Annotated in this window: 15 protein-coding genes; 10 read left to right on the top strand and 5 right to left on the bottom strand. The window is 66.2% G+C overall.

Going from position 1 to position 22,082, the window contains the following annotated elements; genetic code table 11:
- The coding region (locus tag VFG49_RS02315) for a fumarate hydratase (RefSeq protein ID WP_324857889.1) at positions 1-245 on the bottom strand (245 nt) is incomplete at its 3' end.
- A 405-nt stretch (positions 246-650) separates the two neighbouring features.
- Here VFG49_RS02315 and VFG49_RS02310 point away from each other — a divergent pair.
- From VFG49_RS02310 to VFG49_RS02285, 6 genes are all read left to right on the top strand, one after another.
- A complete protein-coding gene (locus tag VFG49_RS02310; protein WP_324857888.1) occupies positions 651-2,570 on the top strand; it encodes a S53 family peptidase in 1,920 nt (639 codons plus the stop codon).
- Positions 2,571-2,705: 135 nt separating this feature from the next.
- Positions 2,706-4,031 (top strand): APC family permease, encoded by a 1,326-nt coding sequence (locus tag VFG49_RS02305; protein ID WP_324857887.1) that lies wholly within the window; start codon positions 2,706-2,708, stop codon positions 4,029-4,031.
- A 53-nt stretch (positions 4,032-4,084) separates the two neighbouring features.
- Positions 4,085-4,615, top strand: coding sequence for a (2Fe-2S)-binding protein (locus VFG49_RS02300; protein ID WP_324857886.1), 531 nt, complete (start codon positions 4,085-4,087; stop codon positions 4,613-4,615).
- Positions 4,612-6,876, top strand: coding sequence for a xanthine dehydrogenase family protein molybdopterin-binding subunit (locus VFG49_RS02295; RefSeq protein WP_324857885.1), 2,265 nt, complete (start codon positions 4,612-4,614; stop codon positions 6,874-6,876). Before VFG49_RS02300 ends, VFG49_RS02295 begins: the two co-directional genes overlap by 4 nt.
- A gap of 175 nt (positions 6,877-7,051) precedes the next feature.
- Entirely contained in the window at positions 7,052-9,325 is a 2,274-nt protein-coding gene (locus tag VFG49_RS02290; RefSeq protein WP_324857884.1) for a patatin-like phospholipase family protein, read from the top strand.
- 131 nt (positions 9,326-9,456) lie between these two features.
- A complete protein-coding gene (locus tag VFG49_RS02285) occupies positions 9,457-10,038 on the top strand; it encodes a hypothetical protein (protein ID WP_324857883.1) in 582 nt (193 codons plus the stop codon).
- A gap of 28 nt (positions 10,039-10,066) precedes the next feature.
- Here the strand turns inward: VFG49_RS02285 and VFG49_RS02280 are convergent, their stop codons facing one another.
- The 3 genes from VFG49_RS02280 to VFG49_RS02270 form a co-directional block, all read right to left on the bottom strand.
- Entirely contained in the window at positions 10,067-12,631 is a 2,565-nt protein-coding gene (locus VFG49_RS02280) for a hypothetical protein (protein WP_324857882.1), read from the bottom strand.
- 127 nt (positions 12,632-12,758) lie between these two features.
- Positions 12,759-14,639: a hypothetical protein gene (locus tag VFG49_RS02275; RefSeq protein WP_324857881.1), complete on the bottom strand. Its 1,881-nt coding sequence runs from the start codon at positions 14,637-14,639 to the stop codon at positions 12,759-12,761.
- 95 nt (positions 14,640-14,734) lie between these two features.
- Positions 14,735-15,772, bottom strand: a complete 1,038-nt coding sequence (locus tag VFG49_RS02270) for a hypothetical protein (RefSeq protein WP_324857880.1) — start codon at positions 15,770-15,772, stop codon at positions 14,735-14,737.
- Positions 15,773-16,027: 255 nt separating this feature from the next.
- On the opposite strand from VFG49_RS02270, the gene fusA reads away from it, so the two are divergent.
- Entirely contained in the window at positions 16,028-18,067 is a 2,040-nt protein-coding gene (fusA, locus tag VFG49_RS02265) for an elongation factor G (RefSeq protein WP_324857879.1), read from the top strand.
- A 135-nt stretch (positions 18,068-18,202) separates the two neighbouring features.
- Positions 18,203-18,724, top strand: a complete 522-nt coding sequence (locus tag VFG49_RS02260) for a GreA/GreB family elongation factor (RefSeq protein WP_324857878.1) — start codon at positions 18,203-18,205, stop codon at positions 18,722-18,724.
- A 339-nt stretch (positions 18,725-19,063) separates the two neighbouring features.
- On the opposite strand, the gene VFG49_RS02255 is transcribed toward VFG49_RS02260, so the two are convergent.
- Positions 19,064-19,531, bottom strand: a complete 468-nt coding sequence (locus VFG49_RS02255) for an SET domain-containing protein (RefSeq protein WP_324857877.1) — start codon at positions 19,529-19,531, stop codon at positions 19,064-19,066.
- 194 nt (positions 19,532-19,725) lie between these two features.
- Here VFG49_RS02255 and VFG49_RS02250 point away from each other — a divergent pair, with 194 nt between their 5' ends.
- Together VFG49_RS02250 and VFG49_RS02245 are read left to right on the top strand one after the other, a co-directional pair.
- Positions 19,726-20,208 carry a hypothetical protein gene (locus VFG49_RS02250; protein WP_324857876.1) on the top strand — a complete coding sequence of 161 codons (483 nt, stop codon included), beginning with the start codon at positions 19,726-19,728 and terminating at the stop codon, positions 20,206-20,208.
- A gap of 36 nt (positions 20,209-20,244) precedes the next feature.
- Complete coding sequence (locus tag VFG49_RS02245; protein ID WP_324857875.1) at positions 20,245-22,020, top strand: acyl-CoA dehydrogenase C-terminal domain-containing protein; 1,776 nt, start codon at positions 20,245-20,247, stop codon at positions 22,018-22,020.
- Positions 22,021-22,082 lie beyond the last annotated feature (62 nt).

Genomic DNA, 22,082 nt, shown 5'->3' with positions numbered 1-22,082 from the left:
ACGTTCATGCCGACCTTGACGAACACCGTCACGATGCCGGTGTCCTGGCACAGCGGACGGTGGCCTTCGGCGGCCATGCGCGAGTTGATCAGGATCTGCGCCATCGCGTCCTTCGCGGCCGGCGACTCCTCGCGCTCATAGGCGGCGGCGAGATTGGTGATGTAGTCGACGGGGTGGTAGTAGCTGATGTACTGCAGGGCGTCGGCGACGGACTGGATCAGATCGTCTTGCTTGATGGTGGTCATGGCGGCTGCTTCGACTCCGGGGGAAACGGCGTCGAAAACCGGAATGTTGACGACGCACAACCCTCCTATTGTGCCGCAAAACCGTCTCTTCCCCTCGGGAAGCGGGCCATTGGCGCTTTCCTGGGCTATTCCTGGCTGCCCTCGGCCAAAAGACATAGCCGCAATTCTTTGCGCCAAGGATTGAGGCAGTGCGTCGATTTCGCATTTTTTTGCGTCAAGTCAGTCACTTCCATGATGGTCGACAGAGCGCTAGCTTCCGCCAGACCAGCGCGATGTTTCTCCAGGGGGCTGCTGGGTTTTGGGGAATGTGTCTCACGACTGTCTGGCTCTCGGCCTGCCGAAAGCTTGTCGGTGCGCAATGCGTCGGCAGCTCGGCCCGGGCCGTAACTACCCTGGAGAAACAACATGCTCTCGACGTTGCATCGCAAGTCGCTCGCAGTCTCTCTCGGCCTTCTGCTCTTCGGTGGCGCTACGTCCGTAGCGATGGCCGCGGGCAGCTCGTCACCGGCCGACCTCGGCCCCAGTAACACGAATCAGAGGGTAAACGTCACGCTGGTACTGGGACTGCGCAACCAGGCCGCGCTGGAAAGTCTCATCTTCAGCTCGGTGACCCAGGGTAGTCCTTCGTATCATCGCTTCCTCACCACGGCGCAATTTGCAGATCGCTTCGGCGCTTCCGCCGATGACATCGCCAAGGTACAGGCCTTCGTCAAGCAGCAAGGGCTCACGCAGGTCGAGCTGTTGCCCAATCACCTGGCCATCAAGGTGAGCGGCACCATCGGCCAGTTCAACCAGGCCTTCCAGACGTCTATCCATGATTTTCGCAATGCCGACGGCACGACGTTCCATCGTCCCAACGCGACGCCGAAATTGCCCTCGTCGCTTTCCAGCACGCTGATCGTCGCTTCGGGCCTCAGCACCGAGGCGAAGTATCGGTCGCATCGCGTGTCGGCTTATTCGCCAACGACGCCTGCCGCCAGTTCGACCATGAGCCCGATGGCCAAGGCCGCCAAGGCAGCGCCGGCTGCACCGGCCTGCACGGGCAATCCCACGGCGACCTGCTCGCCGGGCGATTTCACCGTCGGTGACGTGGCCAATCGCTACAACATCAATCCGCTCTACAAGGCTGGCGTCACAGGCAAGGGTTCGACCATCGGCATTGCCACGCTGGCCGATTTCCTGCCCTCGGATGCGTATGCGTACTGGAGCGCCATCGGCCTGGCCGTCAAACCCAACCGCATCACCCAGGTGCATGTGGATGGCGGCGGCGAACTGAGCGGCCCGGCCGGTTCGGGCGAGACCTCGCTGGACGTGGAACAGTCGGGCGGTCTGGCGCCGTGGGCGGACATCGTCGTGTATGACGCGCCCAATACCGACGCCGGCTTTTTCGATGTCTTCAACCAGGCAGTTTCCGACAACAAGGTCGACAGCCTGTCGGTGAGCTGGGGCGAGCCGGAAATCCTGTACTTCCCGCAGACGGAAGGCGGCGTCGACTACACCGACGAACTGCGCGCCTTCCACCAGGTGTTCATGGAAGCGGCGATACAAGGCATCTCGATGTTCGCTACCTCCGGCGACTCCGGCGCATACGACACGGTGCGCGGCTTTGGCGGCTCGCTCTCCGATCCGGTCCCGCCGCCGCTGACTGCCGACGCCCCAGGCTCCGATCCGTTCATCACGACGGCCGGCGGCACGACGGTGCCCTTCACTTATAGCTTCAGCGGCGGGCCCAAGGCATCGCTCACGCAGGAAAGCGTATGGGGCTGGGACTATATCTCCGCCTATTTCAAGAAGAACCTGGGCGTGGACATCACCGATGAGGTGTTCTCGGTGGGCGGCGGCGGCGGCGTGAGCGTGTTCTGGCCGTTGCCGGTCTACCAGGCGTTCACCTCGGGCATCCGCAAGAGCGAAAAGAACCAGACGTGGCTGTTCCCGTTCTATGACATCAACTACACGCTGCCGGCCAATTTCAAGGGCCGCAACGTGCCTGATCTCTCGTTGAACGCCGATCCGGAAACCGGCTACCTGTTCTACTCGACGGAAGACGGCGGCCTGCTGGACTTCGAAGGCGGCACCAGCTTCGTCGCGCCGCAGCTCAATGGCATCTCGGCGTTGCTCACGCAGGCGACGCATGGCCGCCAGGGTTTGTGGAACCCGCAGCTGTATGCATTCCAGAACCTGTTCCACTACGGCGCGTTCTCGCCCTTCAACGACATCAAGGCGGGCGACAACTGGTTCTACAAGGGCGTTTCGGGATATGAACCCGGCGCCGGCATCGGCACGCTCAATGTCACCAACCTGGCATTGTTCATGACCGTGTTCTGATCGCGGGCACGCGATGTTCGACGAAGGGCCGGCCTACGCCGGCCCTTCCCTTTTCCGGGCATACCCTTTGGCGAGGGCTTGCTGACAGCGCCCCCAGTTGCGATGCTCGCGGCACTTTCCCGCAGCGGGTATTTCATGAGCGACACTTCGACGTCCGGCGGCTACGTGCGCCGCCTTCGCCCGTGGGACGCGGCCATGATCGTGGTCGGCGGCATCATCGGCGGCGGCATTTTTCTCAACCCTTATGTGGTGGCGATGCGCACGTCGTCCGGGTTGTCGCTGCTGCTGATGTGGATCGGCGCGGGCCTGCTCACCCTGATCGGCGCGCTCTGCTATGCGGAACTGGGGGCCCGGCGCCCGCACGCGGGCGGCAGCTATGTCTACCTGCGCGAAGCGTTCGGCCCGCTGGCCGGCTTCCTGTTCGGCTGGAGCATGCTGCTGGTGATCTATTCGGGATCGACGGCAGCGGTGGCGACGATCTTCGCCAGCTACGCGACGTCACTGTTCGGCCTACCCGCCAGCGCCACCACGAGCCTGGCCATTGGCGCACTGGTATTCGTGGCGCTGATCAACCTGTTCGGCCTGCGCCTGGGCGCGCAGGTGCAGAACCTGTTCACCCTGCTCAAGCTGCTGGCGGTAACGGTGCTGGTGGTGTGCGGCCTGCTGCTGGCCGGCGTCAGCGGCCATGGCATCCTGGCGACCGACCCGGCAACGGCCGACGTGGGCTTCATGGGCGCGGCGCTGCCCGTGCTGTTCGCCTATTCCGGGTTCACCTATCTCAACAACCTCGCGGGTGAGGTCAGCGAGCCGCAACGCACGCTGCCGCGCGCCCTGCTGATCGGCATGTTGCTGGTCATCGCGGCGTATGCGCTGGTCAACCTGGCCTATCTGTCCGTGCTGGGCCATGCGGGACTCGCCGCCAGCCGCGCCCCGGCTGCCGACGTGATGCAGCGCGTGTTCGGTGTCGCGGGCGCCAAGCTGATCGCGGTGGGCGTGGCGATCTCGGCGCTGGGTTTCTGCAACATCACCTTGGTGGCGGGCGCGCGCGTATTGCAGGTGATGGGCGAGGACGGCCTGTTTTTCCGCAGCGTGGCGCGTCTGCACCCTGTCCACCGCACGCCCAATGTCGCGCTGCTGCTGCTTTCGGGCTGGGCCATCGTGCTGGTGTGGTCGGGCAGCTATGGTCAGTTGCTCGACTACGCGACCTTCGGTGACTGGCTCGCCTGTGCCTTCGGCGTGGGCACGCTGTTCTGGTATCGCCGCCACGAGGGCGCCCAGGCGAGCTTCCGCGTGCCGGGTTATCCGCTGCTGCCGCTCATTTTCATCGCCACCATCGGCCTGGTGATGGTGCAGAGCCTGCGCTCCAGCCCGCTGAACACCGGCATCGGCCTGCTGATCATGGCTGCCGGAGCGCCGGTTTACATGGTGTGGCGCCGCCTGTTCAGCCGGGTCCCCTCCTAAGCATCGCGCTGCGATGCCACAATGAGCGGACAAGGTAAGGGAGAGCTTCACCGATGGCGCAAGTGCAAGACCAGATCCTGACGCCGCGGCTGACCGGCACGATCGTGCCGGAAAAGGTGCGCGAAGGGGTCGATCTGGAGATCAATGGCCGGTCCTACCGCCACACGGGCGACGATCAGATGCCCTTGCTGTGGTACCTGCGCGATGTGCTGCACCTTACCGGCACCAAGTACAGCGGCGAACACGGCGAAGGCGGCTACGATCTCGTGCTGGTCGACGGCAAGCTCGCCGCCGCGGGCGGCCTGCCGATGCTGCAGCTTGCCGGCAAGTCGGTCACCACGGTGGAAGGCCTCGCTGCTCCGGACGGCAAGCTGCATCCGCTGCAGCAGGCCTTCATCGACGAGAACGCCATCGGCTGCGGCTATTGCACGCCCGGCTGGCTGATGGCCTCGCTCGACCTGCTCAACCGCCATTCGCAACCCAGCGACAACGAGATCGACCAGTTGCCCAACCTGTGCCGCTGCGGTTGCCAGACGCGCGTGCGCCGTGCCATCAAGCGCGTTGCCAACGGAGCGCGTGCATGAGCCGGCAGGACGATCACATCGCGCCGCTCTCGCGCCGCCGCTTCCTGCAGGTGCTCGCCGGTACCGCCGGCGCGCTGGTGGTGGGCATCCGCCTCGCCGACGCCGCGGATCTGCCGGTGCCGCCCGCCATGCTGGGCGACACGCTGTACGGCATCGGCGCCTACGTGCGCATCGACGCCGACGGCAACATCATCATCGGTGCGCGTGATCCGGATACCGGCACGGGCACCGCCACCGCCCTGCCCCGCATCATCGCCGACGAGCTGGACGCCGACTGGACCCGCGTAAGCGTGGTGCCGCTGGGCCTGGGCGTGGAAGACGACAATGGCAAGCCGCGCTGGATCTATGGCCATCAGACCGGTGGCATGGGCGACTCCATCCCCGCCGCATGGGCCGATCTGCGCGGTGCCGGTGCGCTCGCGCGCTGGCTGCTGTTGCAGGCCGCGGCACGCCGACTGGGCGTGCCCGCCGATCGCCTGCGTTGCGACGAAGGCAATGTCATCGCACCGGACGGACGCCGCCTGGGATATGGCGCACTGGCCGAAGCCGCCGCCAAGATCGCCCCGCCCGCATCGCCCGTTCCGCTGAAGACACCCGATCGCTACACGCTGATCGGACAGCCCGCGGCAGATGTCGACGCACGCGCCATCGTCACCGGCCAGGCCGCGTACGCACTCGACAACTACGCTGGCGACGCGCTGATCGCTGTGCTCAGTCACTGCCCCTGGGTTGACGGCGGCGTCGAATCGCTGGATACCACCGACACCATGGCCGTGAAGGGCGTGGTCAAGGTAGTGCAGCTCAAGCCTGAGGCTGGCGTGCCGCTGGGACAGACCGTGCGCGCGCCCGCCGTGGCCGTACTCGCCGAGAACACCTGGGCGGCCTTGCAGGGCCGCGCCAAGCTCAAGCTGCAATGGAAGTCGGGCACGCAGAACGAAAACAGCGCCTGGTTCGAGCAGCAGGCTTCCGACCTGGTCAACGACAAGAACGCCGCGCCGACCACGCGCGTGCGCAACGATGGCGATGTCGATGTCGCCGGCAGAAAAGTCGCGCGCCGCATTGAGGCCACCTACGTCCAGCCCTGGCTTGCGCACGCCACGCCCGAGCCGATGAACTGTCTTGCACGCGTGGACAAGGACGGCGCGACGCTGGTGGTGCCCACGCAGGCACCGCAACAGGCATGGCAGGTCGTGCGTCGGCTGACCGGTCTTGCGCCCGCGCAGATCGACATCAAGGTGCCGCGCGTCGGTGGCGGTTATGGCCGCCGGCTCGACCACGACTACGTGGCCGAAGCAGTCATGCTGGCCAAGCAGGTCGACAAGCCCGTCAAGCTGATGTGGACCCGCGACGAGGACATGGCGCAGGACTACTACCGCTCGGCCTGCGTGCACAAGTTCAGTGCGACGCTCGATGGCAAGCGCCAGATCGTGACGTGGAACCAGCGCATGGCCAGCGCGTCGGCACTCGCGCAGCGCGGCGTGCCGGACAACCGCTTGTGGACGTCCGAAGTGGACGGGCATCAACTGCCCGCCGGCCTGGTGCCCAACCTGCGCAGCGACTGGTACCAGCTGCCGTCGGTGATGCCGCGCGGTCCTGCGCGCGGCATGCCGCACCTGAGCAATGCGTTCGCCGTCGAAAGCTTCGTGGACGAAATCGCGCAATCGCTGAAGGAAGATCCGCTGGTGACGCGCCTGCGCCTCATCGGCGAGCCGCGCCAGATTCCGCTGGGCAACGATCGCGTGCTCGACACCGGTCGCCTCGCCAACGTGCTCAAGCTGGTCGCCGACCGCATCGAGTGGAAGAACTGGCTGCGCACCGTGAATGGCCTGGGCATCGCGTGCTGGTACGTGGATGGTGCCTACGTGGCACATGCCATCGAAACATCGCTGCAGGGCGAGCGCCTCAACATCGAGCGCGTGGTCTGCGCCGTCGACGTTGGTCGCGTGATCAACCCGGCAGGCCTCGAAGGCCAGGTCGCGGGCGCCACGCTCGATGCGCTGTCCACCGCATTGAACCTGTCGGTCACCTACAAGGACAGCCAGGTGCAGCAGCACAGCTGGAAGGATTATCCGCTCGCCAGCATGGCGCAGCTGCCCGACACCACTGACGTCATCATCGTGCCGGGCCAGGGCGATCCGGCTGGCGCCAGCTTCCTCGGCATGCCGACGGCGGCTCCCGCATTGGCCAACGCGGTGTTCCGTGTAAGCGCAGTGCGCGTGCGTCGCCTGCCGCTGCTGAAGGAAATGCTGCGCATGCTGTGAAGTGATCGCGGCACGAAGCGCCGCGATCCACAGACAGCTTTGTGAGGAAAACGTGCACGCCGCGCGTGATGCATGTCGCGTGCCCGCGTGCACGTACACGATGCATCGTTATGCCTTAGGATGCGGCGCATGCAGCGATGTCGGGCTCGCTGCCATCACGCGCCAAGGACAATCAATGCGTTGCCTCGCACTGATCGCGTTGCTGTTGTGCCTCTCCCTGCCGGTGGCGGCACAGACATCCGTCGCCACCGCGACGACACCTTGCATCGGATTGGTATTGGGCGGCGGAGGCGCGCGCGGCGCGGCGCACATCGGCGTGCTCGAAGTGCTCGAACGCGAACACATCCCGGTGTGCCGTGTCGCCGGCACCAGCATGGGTTCGATCGTCGGCGGCATGTATGCGGCCGGCTACACGCCGGACGAGATGCATCGCATCATCACTTCGCTGGACTGGAACGAACTGTTCTCCGACGACCCCGCGCGCGAAGAAATGCCCATGCGCCGCAAGGATGCGGACTACCGCTACCTGCTGAACTTCGAGGTTGGCTACAAGAACGGGCACATCATCACGCCCGCCGGCGTCGTGCAGGGCCAGAAGCTGCTGCTGTTGCTGCGCCGCCTGCTGATCTCGACTTGGGACGTGCACGATTTCGACAAACTTTCGATCCCTTTCCGCGCCGTGGCCACCGACATCGTGGCGGGCAAGCCGGTGGTGTTCGATTCGGGTGATCTCGCGCTGGCGATCCGGTCCAGCATGTCGGTGCCCGGTGCGTTTGCGCCGACCAATGTCAATGACCTCCTGCTGGTCGACGGCGGCCTGATGGACAACGTGCCGATCGACGTCGTTCGCACGATGGGCGCGCAGCAGCTCATCGTCGTCAACGTCGGCTCGCCGCTGGCCAAGCGCGAGCAACTCAGCAATCCCGTCGCCGTGCTCAACCAGATGGTGAGCGCGCTGATGGAAGAAAAGACCCAGCGCCAGCTCGATACGCTGGGACCCAACGACATCCTCATCACGCCGGCGCTGGGCGACATGAGCGCCTCCGAATTCAACCGCGGCACCGAAGCCATCGCCATCGGTCGCGCCGCCGCCGAAGCCGCCCTGCCCAGGCTGCGCGCGCTCGCGGTGGGGCCGGAGCAGTGGAGCCGCTTCATCGCCAACCACCGGCAGCGCCAGTTCGACCCGGGCCTGGTCGCGTTCCTGAAGGTGGATCCGAAACACACGCAGACGGCCGACTACGTGGCCGAGCGCCTGCAGAAGGACGTCAACAAGCCGTTCGACCCCAACAAGCTGGAAGACCAGATCGGCGAAATCTACGGGCGCGGCAACTACCAGCAGATCGACTACCACCTGCAGCAGCAGGATAGCCAGCGTGGTTTGCTGATCGTGCCGCGCGACAAGCCGTGGGGCCCGATCTACGGCAAGGTCGGCTTCCAGCTCGACGACGACTTCCAGGGGCGTAGCGAATACCTGCTCTCCGGCGAACTCACCGCCACCAACGTCAATCGTTACGGCGGCGAGTGGCGCAATACGCTTTGGGCGGGACGCATCGGCGGCCTGGCCAGCGAGTTCTACCAGCCGTTCGGGCAAGGTGCGTCGGCCTACGTGATGCCATCGCTCTTGTTCCGCAACGAGGACATTCCCTACTTCGACGACAGCGGCGATCACCAGCTCGCCGAATACCGCGTGAAACGGCGTGCCGTTGGACTGGAAGGCGGATGGTCGCCCACCAGCACCTGGCGACTGCTCGCGTCGGTCAGCCGCGGCAGCGACAACGGCGACCTGCGCATCGGCGTGCCCTCCACCTCGGTCCCCTCGGGTGACGGCAGCAACGCCGTCGTCTTTCCGCCAAGCCAGACCAACGAGTACAGCATGGTACGCGTGGGCATGGACTGGGATAGCCTGGACAACGCGCAATTTCCGACGCGCGGCGCACACGTCAACCTTTACTACGACATGTATCGCCCGTTCCTTGGCGGCCACCAGGAGGGTGACGTCGCGCGACTGGTCGCGGACTGGGTTCCCGACCTGTGGCCACAGAACGGACGCTATCGCCTGCTGCTGGGCGTGCGCGCCAGCAGTGCGCTGGACAACACCAAGTTCTTCGAGGCGCAGAGCTTCCTCGGCGGGTTCCTCAACCTCTCCGGATTTTCCGAGCGCTCGCTCTACGGCAACCAATCGGCGCTTGCACGTGCCGTGCTGTACCGGCGCACCGGCACCATGGATGCGATCTTCTCCACGCCCATCTATGTCGGCGCGAGCCTGGAAGCGGGCAATACCTGGCATGACAAGAACGACGTGCGCTTCGACTCGCTGATCTACGCGGGCAGCATGTTCCTGGGCATTCAGACGCCACTGGGTCCGCTGTTCCTCGGCTATGGCTACGCGGAGGGTGGCCGCAATTCGATCTACCTGACATTCGGCTCGCTGCTGCGCCCACAGCTGTAAGCCAAGCGCGCGCCACGGGGCACCCACGCAAGCCAGGGAGCGGTTGGCAATCGCGTGGCCTGCACAAATGGCTCCGCACAATTCTGCCGCCGCCCACCGTTCCGCGTGGGCTTTCGCCATGGAGCCATGCCATGAAACTCCTGCGTCTGTTCGTTGTGGCCGCCAGCCTGGTGCTTGCGGCGTGTTCGACCGTCAGCGTCACCAACCAGTGGCGGGATCCGTCATGGGCCGGCCCACCGGCAACCAATGTGGTAGTGGTCGGCATCTCGCGCAGCGACACCATGCGGCGCGTGTTCGAAGACACCTTCGCACAGCAGCTGCAGGCGGCCGGCGTGCAGGCGTCCGCCAGCTATACCCAGATCCCGCCCGGCAATGACGGCGCTGTGCGGTTGCGTGATCTGGTGAAGGGCACGGGTGCACAGGCCGTACTGGTGACGCGCGTGCAGCGCGTGCAGCAGAAGGTGAGCGTCACGCCCAGCGGCCCGGCCTACGGCGGCTTCTACGGTTGGTACGGTGGCGCCTGGGCATCGACGCCCGACATCAATCAGTACGAGGTGGTGACGCTGGAAACCAGCGTGTGGGATGCACGCAACGAAAAGCTCATCTGGACGGTGACGACGGAGAACGTCGCCACCAACGACATTCCCAAGACGTCCACCCAGCTCGCGCAGACGCTGATCCCGAAGATGAAGGCAGACGGCATCGTGCGTTGATGCAACGCCGACCCGGCGGGTTGCCGGCCTAGCGCCGGAACCCGCCACCCATGCGGCCACCTCCGAAGCGACCACCGCCCATGGATGGGCGGAACCCGCCCATCTGGCCGTGATAGCGGTTGTTGTAGTTGCTGCGATCGAACTGTTGGCGCTGTGGCTGCGGGCGATCCTCGCGTTGCTGGAACGAGGCACTGTCAGCACCGCGATCGCGCGCCATGCGGTCGCGATCCGTGTCGACGCTGTCAGGTCCATTCACGCGATTGAAGCCACCCTTGTTGTCGACCTTCTGCCAACCCTGGTCCTTGTCGTAACGATAGACGTTGCCGTCCTTGCCTGCGTAGACCTGGTCATTGATGTCCACCACGCCACCGCGGCTCACGTCACCACTGGCCTTGTCGTAGTGCACGTAGCCGGCGCCACGCGCGTCGCCACCCGCGCCTTGCGAATTGAACGCGCCCGCCGCGCCAGCACCCTGGTCCGTGCGACCCGCGACACCCGCCTGCTGGGTGACGCGTCCGGTGTTGGTGTTTGCAACGGTGCGCTGTCCGCCCGCCACGGCATTGCCGGTATACGGATTCACCGCGGCAGCGCCCTGCCCCGCGACGACGCGACCGGTCTGCGGGTTGTAGCGGATGCCGCCCGCGGTGGCGGTCGTCGTACCGGTGTAGATGTTGGTGTTGCGTCCCGCATAACCGACGCCGCGGCCACCGGTGGCTTCGTTGTAGTAGCCGCCACGTCCGGCGCGACCGATGTTGCCCGTCCACGGATTGGCCCAGCCGGCGACGCGCCCTGACACCACCGCGTTGCCCCAGCGCCCGTACACGTTGGCCGCCGCGATCGCACCGCCCCAGTAACCGGGGTAGTAGCCCGGGTAGTAGCCCCACGGCCCCCACCACGGTCCATACCACGCCGACGCCCAGGCCCAGCCCCAGGCATAGCCGAAGCCCCAGCCAGCCCACGGCGTCCAGCCGAACGAAACGCCGAAGCCATAAGTGGCCGGGCAGCCGTACCAGATGTCGTTGCCCACCCAGGGATTGCACGTATAGCCGGTGCCGTAGACCACCACGCCATCGCTCACCACGGTGCCGTAATAGCCGGGTGAATAACCCACGTAGACCTGGTTGCCCTCGTGGCCATACACGTAGACGTAGGTGACGTAATGCAACGGCGAACTGGGCGGAATCGAATAGATCACCGACGGCACTTCCATCGCCACCGCCCACGGACCACTGGGGCTGCCCGCGGTGAACCACACGCCGTTCTGCACCGCGTAGTAGGCGCTGGCATCCACGCGGATCACTGGCACGTCCGTGTTCCACGCATAGGAGAGCGCCGTGCCATCGATGGGACGAAACTGCGGCGCACCGTCATAGCTCAGGTGCAGCGTCGCGGTATGGCCGTCCACGGTGGCGGTCTGCGGGACGCTGTTGGCGATTAGTGACTCGCGTGCCTCGGGCGTGCCCGGGATGGAGGCGAGCACCGCGCTCTTGGGACTGTCCGAAGGAATGTTGGCGAAATCCGCCGGCAACGATTCGCCCGCCACGTAACGCCACGGGCCGTTGGTCGATTCGGCGGTGAACCAGCGACCGGAAACCAGCACGTACCAGGTGAGTCCATGCGCCTGGTCCACGAACACATCCGAAGCCGTGTTCGCCACGTAGGCGAGCTGCGTGCCGGCAATCGCATCGAACTGCGGTTCGCCATCGACCATGATCAATTCGGACGGCTGCGTGCGCACCACCAGATCAGGCAACTGGCCGGCATCGAGCACCTTCTTCAAGGCATCGGACGGATTGTCCAGCGTGTCCACCTGCTTGGCCTGCACCGCGGCCCGGGCGGCCTTGGCCACGGCGGCGGGCGGCGTTTTCATCGGCATCCACGGGCCGTCCAGCGTGGCCGACGATACCCATTTGCCGGCGAAGGTGACGAAGTATTGCTGGCCCTGCTGCAACACCAGCGAGCGCGTGTTGACGATGCGGTTGACGCCGGCCACGCCCGACGGCTTGCTCGCGGGCGCGCCGTCGATCAACACGAGCAGCGCCGGCTTGAAGGAGAAGATGACCTGCGGTGGATCGTTTTTCACCGGCAGGTTCTTCACGTCGTTTTCCTGCTTGCTGATCGCCAGCGAGGCTTCGAGCGTGTCGAGGCTCGCCACCTGGTGGCTGCGCGCGGCGATGCCGCGCAGTACCTCCAGGTAGCGCGGCTCCTGCGAAGGCGCGGTGGGAAACGACACCTTGTCGACGCTCACCTTCGACAGCTCCACCTGCCTCAAGACTTTGTCCGTTTCGGTGCGTGCCGTGACCCAGGCTACGCCGTAGGTCATCACGTCATGTTGCTTGCCGTCGCTGCCGACCTGCGCGCCGGTCTTCACTGCCACGGCCAGACGCGCCTTGAGCTGACCGTTCACCCAGCTGTCGATCTGCGGGTGGTGCAGTACGAGGTGCAGGCCATCGACATCGTATGTGTGCGGCCATGCGCGAAAATCGGAGTTGTCCTTGGGCGCCACGGCAGTGGCGTCCTGTTGCGCGAGGACAGGGATGCCCGCCAGCAGGGCGAGCGCAAGCATCAGGCCAAGCCAACGCATCGCATGCATGAGGCACCTCTCCGGCAGAGCTGGTCGGAATGCACACGAGCATGAACCCGGCACCTGCCTGCCGGTAGCGCAAAACTTCTCAGGCCTGCCGGGTAAATTTACCTAGGGCGACGCATGAGGCCGCGCATCAGTGGAACTGATCGCTGGCCGGCACCCACGAGCTGCCGGAACGCGCCGGACCTGTCGGCACGGTGATCGTCTCCGGCTGGCAGCCCGGCGGCAGCGGGCCACCGGCGACGCGGGCGGCGGCGCACTGTGCACCGTTGTCGAGCTTCACCGTCGCCATGGCCGGCGCCGCGGCACTTGCTGGCGGCGGTGGCACCAGCGGATTGCTGGGCGCCATCTTCATCCGTTCGTAGACCACGTCATCCACCGGCTTGGGCGGCGGATCGCCATTGCCGCAACCGAACAGTGCCACCGGGAACAACGGCATCACCACGCATTCGACGCGCACGCCACGCGGAAGATGGAAGGTATGGCGCACGGTGGTCTTTTCCACCGCGCGACGCAGTGCCGTGTCGATCGAGCTTTCGTTCTCGGGCGTCCAGTCCTTCTCGAAACGCGTCGCCTGGTAGCCGATGTTGGGCGTGCCGTGCGACATGATCTCGGTGTTCCCGTGCGGCTTCAGCTGCACGTACGTGCCGCTGGCGCCTTCGGACGATCCCTGCCCGGGTTGTGCGCCTTGGCCGCTGCCCTGACCGGCGGGCAAGGCGAGATCGAGCCCGCTGCCAGCCGCGGAGGATGGCGATTTGGCAACGCCGTTGGGTTGTCCCGGCGTGCCGCTGTTGCTGCCCTGCGGCGTGGCATTGGGTGCACTGCTGACACCTTGTTCGCCAGGCGCCTGCCCTGCTTCGCTGCTGGATGTGCTGGCTTGGGCGCTCGACGCCTGCGACGACGAGGTCGATGCGGAGGCCGCTGCACTCGCCTGGCTGGGCGCTTCGGAGGGCGTCTCGGCGGAAATCTGCGGGCGCGCGATCGAGGGCTGGTTGTCCAGCGCGATCGCCTTGGGCGCCGCCGCTTCCAGGCGCGGCGCCTGCGGACGTTCCAGGCTCGGTTGCGGATTGGGCGGCAACGGCACGGCTTCCAGTTCGGCCTCGGCCACGCGGATGGCCGGCGTCTCCACGCGCGGTTGTTCACGCGGCACCACCGGGGTCACCGTGCTGGGCTGCGGCTGCAGGTTCACCGTAGGCGCCGCCTGTGCCGGCAACGGCACCGCCTGCATCTCCGGTTCCGGCGGTGCGGCCGGCTCTTCAGGACGCGAGACCTCCGCGATGCTCGGACGCGTGTTGGCAGGTGCCGCCTTTGCCATCGCGATGGTCGGCGGCGTCACCACCGGCGCCGATTGCGAAGGCAGCTCGGGAATGGCCAGCGACGCGGGCGGAGGCACGGGCTGACTGCCTTCCACCTGCGGCTTGCGCACCGGCTCCGGCTGGAATTTGGGGGGCACCGGCTTGGCGGCAGGCGGCGTTTCCAGCGCCACCTGCGGCGGTTCGGGCGCCGTGGGCACCGGCTGCAGTTCTTCCGTCGGCGCCGGCTTGGGCAAGGTCACAGGAGGGATCGGTGCCGCCGTGATCTCGGGCTTGGGCGCGCTGGCCTTGGGCGCCTGGGCGATCACCGGCGTCTGCAAGGCGGGCACCGGAATGGGCGCCAGATCCGTGTCGGTGCGCGTGGACGAGCTGCTCTGTTTCGCCGTGCGCGGCGCCTTGCTGGCATTGCCGCGATGCACCGGACCGACCTGCTTGGGCGGCGTGCCACGCACCGGCGGCGGGGGCGGCGGTTCTTCCTGTTTCTTTTCGATCAGACGCACCACCAGTGGCTGCGAGGCCTCTTCGGCCTCCTCCACTTCGTACGCCGAGCCGAGGATCGCGCCGAACAGGAACATCAGATGGACGAGCAAGGCGCCCGCAAGCGCGAGGATGCGGAACCAGCGTTCGCGGGGATGCTCCGCGCGGCGGCGGCGATAGACGAACGCACTCTCCGCCGCCGACTTCGGCGATGGCAACGTCACGGTCAGTCGGTGCGCGGATTCCCTATCCATGCGCGCAGTGTAGCGGGCGCTCAGGCGGTTCCGGATAGCCCTGCCGGCGTTCGGCTTTCATTGTTTCACTGTCCACCCTGGCTCGCCGGCGGCGGCACGCGGCCTTGCAGTTCGGCATCGACGGCGCGCGTGGGCGTGTCCACCGGGCAGCCCTGCGGCAGCGGCTTGTTGGCGCGATAGGTCGCGATGCAGTCGTCGATGCTCGGCGGCTTTGGGGCGGGCGTGCCAGGCGCAAGGCTGCTGGCAGGCGCCATGTTGAGGCGTTCGTCGCCGCTGCGCCCTGACGGCTGGGGTGGCTTGGAGGGATCGCCGAGCCCACACGCTCCGGCCAAAGCGGCCGCTACCACGGTGCAGGTCACGCGCACGCCCGGCGCGACATGGAAGGTGTGCGACACGGTGCTCTTGTCCACCGCGCGCTTGAGCGCATCGTCCACCGAACTGTTGCCGCGCACCGGCGTCCAGTCGTCTTCAAAGCGCGTGGCCGTGTAGGTGACGGGGCTGTCGTGCCGCATCACTTTGCTGTCGCCGTGCGGCGCGTGCTGCACGTAATCGGCCGCGGGCGCCGATGGCGCGCTGCTGGCCGACGAAGGCAGCAGCGGCTGGCCCGTGCTGTCATAGAGCAGCGGCGCGGACGGCGCACTCGCCGCTGCCGCCGGCGCGGATTCCGGCAGCGTCACGGTCATGGCATTCCTTGCCGGTGGCTCGCGGATCACGGACCTGGCGGACGGAGGCGGCGGAGGCGGAGCCACCTCGGCTGGCGCCGCCGGCGCGGGCGCGAGGGGTCGCGGGATCAGCCGCACCTGCAGTGCGTCGCGCCGTCCAGGGTGGCCTTCATCGAGTTGCCGCCACTGCATCTCATGCCAGGTCAGCAAGGCAAACAACGCGTGCAGCGCCAACGCCAGACCCAGCACCGCCCAGCGGCGCCACCGGTTCGGCGGCACCTTGCGCCAGCGCATCTGGTGCAGCAGCGCTCGGGTTGAACCATCGAGGGGCGCCAGTCCGCGCTCCTGGGCATTCGGTGGCGTCCAGCGATGGTGTTGGACCTGCTCGGTACGTTCGATGAGGCATCCCTTCTCTGCGGGGTACGGCCGCGCGGCGGACATCCTGCCTTTCGCGCGAGGGGGAGTTCAGGTGACAAGCCGGGAGCGCCCGGGGTTCCCCTTACCCCGCAGTGCAACTTGACCCCGTGTGGCAATGGTTCAAGGCTATGCGGACCGTACCCCGCCATGACCGCCCCCGCGTCTCGCACGCCTGGACGACCATGACGGCCCGCCATCGTCAGCCGCAAGCGCGGCTTCGTGCGGCGCCGCAGGTCAACGTCCGCTCGAGCCCGCGCCCTGCCTAGGGAGGGTCGCATCGTGTCGTACAACACGGAAAACATCCGCAATATCGCACTCGCCGGACATGCCGGCGCCGGCAAGACCACCTTGCTCGAAGCCTTGCTGCACGCGGGCGGCGCCATACAGACCCAGGGTTCGGTGGAGCGCGGCTCCACGCAATCGGATACCGACAGCCAGGAAAAGGCGCGCGGCCATTCCATCGACACGGCCATCGCCAGCGTTCCGTTCGGCAACAGCCACATCAATCTGATCGACACGGCGGGCTATCCCGATTTTCGCGGACCGACGCTTTGCGCCTTCGCCGCGGTGGAAACCGTGGCCATCGTAGTCAACGCCACCAACGGCATCGAATACGGCACGCGGCGCATGATGGAACGCGCCGCCGAGCGCAACCTCGCGCGCGTGCTGGTGATCAACAAGATGGACTTCGAAGGCGCGCGACTGGGCGCGCTGGTCGATGCACTGCGCGACGAATTCGGCCCACAGTGCCTGCCGGTAAACCTGCCCTCGCAAAGCGGCAAGCTGGTGCTCGACTGCTTTTTCCACAGTGATGGCCCCACGGATTTCTCCTCGCTGGCCGAGGCGCACCAGCGCATCCTCGACCAGGTGGTGGAAATAAACGAAAGCGTGATGGGCCACTACCTCGACTCGGGCGAAGAAGAACTGAGCCCGCAGGAGTTGCACGATGCGTTCGAGCAATGCCTGCGTGAAGGCCACCTGATACCCATCTGCTTCGTCAGCGCGCGCACCGGCGTGGGCGTGAAGGAATTCCTCGACCTCGCCGACCGCCTGCTGCCCAATCCCAAAGAGGGCAATGCGCCGCCGTTCCTCAACGACGAAGACGAGCACATCACGGTCAACGCCGATCCGACGCAGCATGTGATCGCGGACGTGTTCAAGATCGTCAACGATCCGTTTGTCGGCAAGCTCGGCATCTTCCGCGTATGGCAGGGCACGATCCGGCGCGACACGCAGCTGTACATCGACGACAGCAAGAAGCCGTTCAAGGTGGGTCATCTGTTCCGCCTGCGCGGCAAGAGCCATGACGAGATCGAGCAGGCCATTGCCGGCGATATCGCGGCCGTCGCCAAGGTGGAGGAAATCCATTTCGACGCCGTACTGCACGATTCGCACGACGAAAACCGCATCCACCTCACGCCCATGCGCTTCCCTCCACCGATGTTCGGCCTGGCGCTGGAACCCAGTCACAAGGGCCAGGAGCAGAAGCTTTCGCAGGCACTGTCGAGGCTGGCCGAGGAAGATCCTTGCTTCCGCGTGGAGCATCACAAGGAACTCAACGAGACCGTGGTGCGCGGCCTCTCGGACCTGCACCTGAAGATCATGCTGGAGCGCATGAAGGAGCGCTACGGCGTGGAAGTGAAGACGCACCCGCCGCGCATCGCCTATCGGGAAACCATCGGCAGCCGTGCCGACGGCCATCATCGCCACAAGAAGCAGACCGGCGGCGCGGGACAATTCGGCGAAGTGTTCCTGCGTGTCGAACCGCTGGAGCGTGGCGCCGGCTTCGAGTTCGTCGACGAAGTGAAGGGTGGCGTGATTCCCAACCAGTTCCTGCCCGCGATCGAGAAAGGCGTGCGCCAGGCGATGGAGATGGGCGCCGTCGCCGGTTATCCGATCCAGGACTTGCGCGTGGTGGTCTACGACGGCAAATACCATCCGGTCGACTCGAAGGAAGTCGCCTTCGTCAGCGCCGGCAGAAAGGCATTCCTCGATGCCGTGAGCAAGGCGCGACCGATCGTGCTGGAGCCGATCGTGGATGTGGAAGTGGCGATTCCCGAAGCCAGCGTGGGCGATGTCACGGGCGGCCTGGCTGGCAAGCGCGCACGCATCATGGGCACCGATTCGCTGCGCGGTGGTGAACTGGTGATCAAGGCGCAGGCACCGCTTGCCGAGCTCACCGACTATCCCACCGAACTGAAGGCGATGACCGGCGGCCGCGGCCGCTACAGCCTGGACCTGAGCCACTACGAACCCGTGCCGCCGCCGGTGCAGCGACAGCTGTCGGAGGCGTGGAAACCGCACGTGGAAGAAGACTGAACCTCACCGCCCGGCCGCCGTGCGTGGCCTCACGCACGGCGCGCCTGCGCATGCACGGCTTGATGCGCGGCGACAACGCCGCCATGTCCAACCTGTCAGAGGCGTCGGCCTGCCCGACGCAGGAGGCACCGCTTCATGAGCCGCTCCTTCGTCAAGGACGCGGACGAATCCGTCGGCGAACGACTGCCGGATATTCCGCTCAGCGAACATCCCAACTACGTGACCCCGCGCGGACTGGCGCAGCTGCGTGCGCGGCTGATCGAGGCCCGCGAGCGACGAGATGCGTTGCGTGGCGCCGCCGACACGCTGCCCCAGCAAAGCGAGCTGGCGTCGCTTGAGCGCGACGTCCGCTGGCTCAACGCCCGCGTAAGCAGCGCCATCGAAGTGGACCTCTCCCAGCAGCCGCTCAACCGCGTGGCGTTCGGTGCGCTGGTCACCGTGGACAGCGACGAAGGCCAGGCCCGCTACCGCATCGTCGGCGAAGACGAGGCCGACGTGGAACACGGCCTGGTGAGCTACGTGTCACCACTGGCGGAGGCACTGCTGGGCGCGCGCGTAGGCGACGAAGTGGTGTGGCAGCGTCCCGCGGGCGACTTGGCGGTGGAAGTGATTGCCATCGACTACCCGGCCGACGAGCAACCGTCACTCACCCTATAGGAGCGCACCCAGTGCGCGACCGTGGGGTTTCGGCGACTAACGCCGCACCAAAGTTTTGCGAAACGCGGTGATGACCGATAGACGCGACCACCCGCCGAAACGATTGCCCTATCGCTGATCGCGCTGGGTGCGCTCCTGCAAAAAACGGTGGCGCGCGAGGCTGTTGTAAGAGCGCACCCCGTGCGCGATCAGCGGCAGGACAACCGATCAGTCCGGCTGTCGCCAAACACCCGGTTCGACATCATGCTCAAACGCCGCGCGCATACCGCGCGGCGCGGCATCCGCCACCTCTGCAGTCGCGCACAGGGTGCACTCCGCAAAAGACGCAGCGCGCGTCTTTCAGCGCTTGGACTTCAGCAGCGTACCCGTGCAGTTCTTCGAGCCGCACAGGCACTTCCACAGCTTCTTGAGGCGCGCGGTATGCGGCACGTCCAGCGTGATGCCGTAGTCGTAGGTCAGCTCTTCGCCGGGCTTGATGTTGCGGATGGCTTCGATCAGCACGCGGTCCTTGCGCCGGTCACCCTTCTCGTTTTCCTCGATCAGCGCCTGACAGTTGGGATTGCAGCTGTGGTTGATCCAGCGCGCCGTGTTGCCCTTGCGGTTGGCGTCGATCAGGTACTCGTCGTTGAGCGTGAACAGGAACGTGTGGCCCGTCTCGCCGCCATCGCCGTAGAGCACATCGGCCTCGGCGTGGGTCATCAGGGTGCCCTTGTATTCGATGACTTCCTCGCCCTTCCTGATCGGGGCGACGGCAAAAACGCCATTGCCGTGGATGGGCGAGCGGCGGGCAACGATACGTCGGGTCATGGGCGAGCCAGGTGATGAAGGGGAGCAGGCGATGATGCCTGCTGCGATGCGCCATGGGAACCTCCCCACCCCTCGCCGCGCCCGTCACGCAGACGTGATCGCAACCCGATTGAGATGGCGCCCGCACTGATTCACCCGGTGACAGCCGGCCGGGGCATCCTGCTAAGATTCAAACAATCGTTTGAGGTGATCCCATGGGACGACTGCTTCGCTACGTGGCGCTCGGAGTTCTGGTGGCCGGTCTGGTGGCTTGCGGGCCGCCCAAGAAGAGCGTGTTCCCGCCCACCGTGAGCATCCAGGAGATGACCACGCGGCCGGACGGCCAGTGGCGCCTCACCGTCCGCATCCAGAACAACAGCTACGGCGGGATGGATTTCAAGTCGCTCGACGGCGAGCTGAAGATCGCGGAGCTGGTGCCGGTGCGCCTGCACAGCCGCTTCGACCTCGATATCCCGCCGTTCGCCGCCGACGTGACCCAGATCGACGTGCTGCCCACGCCGGAAATGACCGCGGTGCTCAAGACCGCCGCCACCAAGGGCAGCGCGGGCAGCGTGCCCTACAGCGTGGCCGGCAGCACCAACGCCAAGCCCGAGCAGGAAGACAAGGTTCGCGACTTCAATTTCCACGGCAACGACTGGCTGTCGCCGGTGCCGGGCATCCCTAACACCTGGCGCTGAACACCGCGCCCGCATCATCAACGAAGGAACTTCGCCATGACGATCTACAAGGCCCCTCTCGACGACCAGCGCTTCGCCCTTTTCGACGTGCTCGACGCCGAGGCCGTTCTCACCAAGCTGCAGGGTGGCGATGGCCACACGCGCGACCTGCTGGACGCCGTGCTGGAGGAAGCCGGTCGACTGAGCGAAGCGGTGCTTGCGCCGTTCAACGCCAGCGGTGACCAGGAAGGCTGCGTCTACGACAAGGCCACGCAGACGGTGACCACGCCCAAGGGCTTCAAGGAAGCCTTCAAGGCTTTCGCCGAAGGCGGCTGGACCGGCCTCACCCAGGGCGAGCATTTCGGCGGCCAGGGCCTGCCGAACGTGATGGGCACGGCCACCACCGAAATTTTCCAGTCGGGCAACCTGTCGTGGAGCCTGTACCCGCTGCTGTCCGAGGGCGCGTGCCATGCGATGGAACTGCACGGCACCGAAGAGCAGCAGAACACTTACCTGAAGCCCATCGTGGAAGGTCGCTGGACCGGCACCATGTGCCTCACCGAGCCGCAGGCCGGTTCGGACCTGGGCCTGCTCAAGACGCGCGCCGAACCCGGCGAGAACGGCAGCTACCAGATCACCGGCACCAAGATCTTCATCAGCGCCGGCGAGCATGACCTGGCGGAGAACATCATCCACCTCGTGCTGGCCCGCCTGCCCGACGCACCGGCTGGCAGCCGCGGCATCTCGATGTTCATCGTGCCGAAGTTCAAGGTGAACGCCGACGGTTCGCTGGGCGAGCGCAACCGCGTCGCCGCCGGCGCCATCGAGCACAAGATGGGCCTGAAGGGCTCGGCCACCTGCGTGATGAACTTCGACGCCGCCGAGGGCTACCTGATCGGCCAGCCGCACAAGGGTCTGGCCGCGATGTTCACCATGATGAATGCTGCGCGCCTGGGCGTGGGCGTGCAGGGCCTGGCGCTGTCCGAGCGTGCGCTGCAGAACAGCCTCAACTATGCGCGCGAGCGCCTGCAGGGTCGTTCGCTGTCGGGTCCGAAGTTCCCCGAGAAGCCCGCCGACAACCTGCTGGTGCAGCCGGACGTGCGCCGCATGCTGCTGACCCAGCGCGCCTTCGTGGAAGCCTCGCGCACGCTGCTGCTGTACACCGCGCTGCAGACCGACGTGGAAGCCCGCGGCACCGACGAGGCCACCCGCAAGGCCGCCAGCGACCTGGTCGCCTTCCTCATCCCGATCGCCAAGGGCGTGGTGACGGAGCTCGCGCAGGAGTGCACCAAGGAAGCGCTGCAGGTGTATGGCGGCCACGGCTACATCGGTGAGAACGGCGTGGAGCAGTTCGTGCGCGACGCCCGCATCATCACCCTGTACGAAGGCACCACCGGCATCCAGGCAGCCGACCTGCTGGGCCGCAAGATCCTCCAGCTGCAGGGCGCGGGCTTCAAGCTGTTCGCCAGGGAAATCCAGGTGTTCTGCCAGCAGCACATGCAGGACCCGGCCCTGGCCGGCCTGATCGCCCCGCTGGCCACCTACACCAAGGAATGGGCGGACCTCACCCTGTCGCTGGCCCAACGCGTGATGGCCAACCCGGAAGAGCTGGGCGCCGCCGCCACCGACTACCTGTACTACTCCGGCTACATCACGCTCGCCTACATGTGGGCGCGCAACGTGGCCGCACTGGCCAACGGCAGCCAGCAGGAGTCGTTCAAGCAGGCCAAGCGCGATTCGGCAAAGTTCTACTTCGCACGCATCCTGCCGCGCTGCCTGATGCACAAGGCAGCCATCGAGGCCGGCGTGGATACGCTGCCCGCCATCGCCTGATGATGAAAAGGCCCTCTTCGGAGGGCCTTTTTTCGGCCTGCGTCCCTTTGCGGGAGCGCACC

The sequence above is a fragment of the Dyella sp. genome (assembly GCF_035685885.1).
GTDB lineage: Bacteria > Pseudomonadota > Gammaproteobacteria > Xanthomonadales > Rhodanobacteraceae > Dyella.
Note: the sequence above shows the minus strand (reverse complement) of the source record. Positions and strands in the feature narration are given on the sequence as shown.

Excerpts from the sequence above, each read along its gene's own strand:
- VFG49_RS02255 (WP_324857877.1), bottom strand. The coding sequence starts at position 19,531 with ATGACCCGACGTATCGTTGCCCGCCGCTCGCCCATCCACGGCAATGGC.
- VFG49_RS02245 (WP_324857875.1), top strand. The coding sequence starts at position 20,245 with ATGACGATCTACAAGGCCCCTCTCGACGACCAGCGCTTCGCCCTTTTC.
- VFG49_RS02250 (WP_324857876.1), top strand. The coding sequence starts at position 19,726 with ATGGGACGACTGCTTCGCTACGTGGCGCTCGGAGTTCTGGTGGCCGGT.
- VFG49_RS02270 (WP_324857880.1), bottom strand. The coding sequence starts at position 15,772 with ATGTCCGCCGCGCGGCCGTACCCCGCAGAGAAGGGATGCCTCATCGAA.
- VFG49_RS02295 (WP_324857885.1), top strand. The coding sequence starts at position 4,612 with ATGAGCCGGCAGGACGATCACATCGCGCCGCTCTCGCGCCGCCGCTTC.
- VFG49_RS02305 (WP_324857887.1), top strand. The coding sequence starts at position 2,706 with ATGAGCGACACTTCGACGTCCGGCGGCTACGTGCGCCGCCTTCGCCCG.
- VFG49_RS02290 (WP_324857884.1), top strand. The coding sequence starts at position 7,052 with ATGCGTTGCCTCGCACTGATCGCGTTGCTGTTGTGCCTCTCCCTGCCG.
- VFG49_RS02300 (WP_324857886.1), top strand. The coding sequence starts at position 4,085 with ATGGCGCAAGTGCAAGACCAGATCCTGACGCCGCGGCTGACCGGCACG.
- VFG49_RS02280 (WP_324857882.1), bottom strand. The coding sequence starts at position 12,631 with ATGCATGCGATGCGTTGGCTTGGCCTGATGCTTGCGCTCGCCCTGCTG.
- VFG49_RS02260 (WP_324857878.1), top strand. The coding sequence starts at position 18,203 with ATGAGCCGCTCCTTCGTCAAGGACGCGGACGAATCCGTCGGCGAACGA.
- VFG49_RS02285 (WP_324857883.1), top strand. The coding sequence starts at position 9,457 with ATGAAACTCCTGCGTCTGTTCGTTGTGGCCGCCAGCCTGGTGCTTGCG.
- VFG49_RS02310 (WP_324857888.1), top strand. The coding sequence starts at position 651 with ATGCTCTCGACGTTGCATCGCAAGTCGCTCGCAGTCTCTCTCGGCCTT.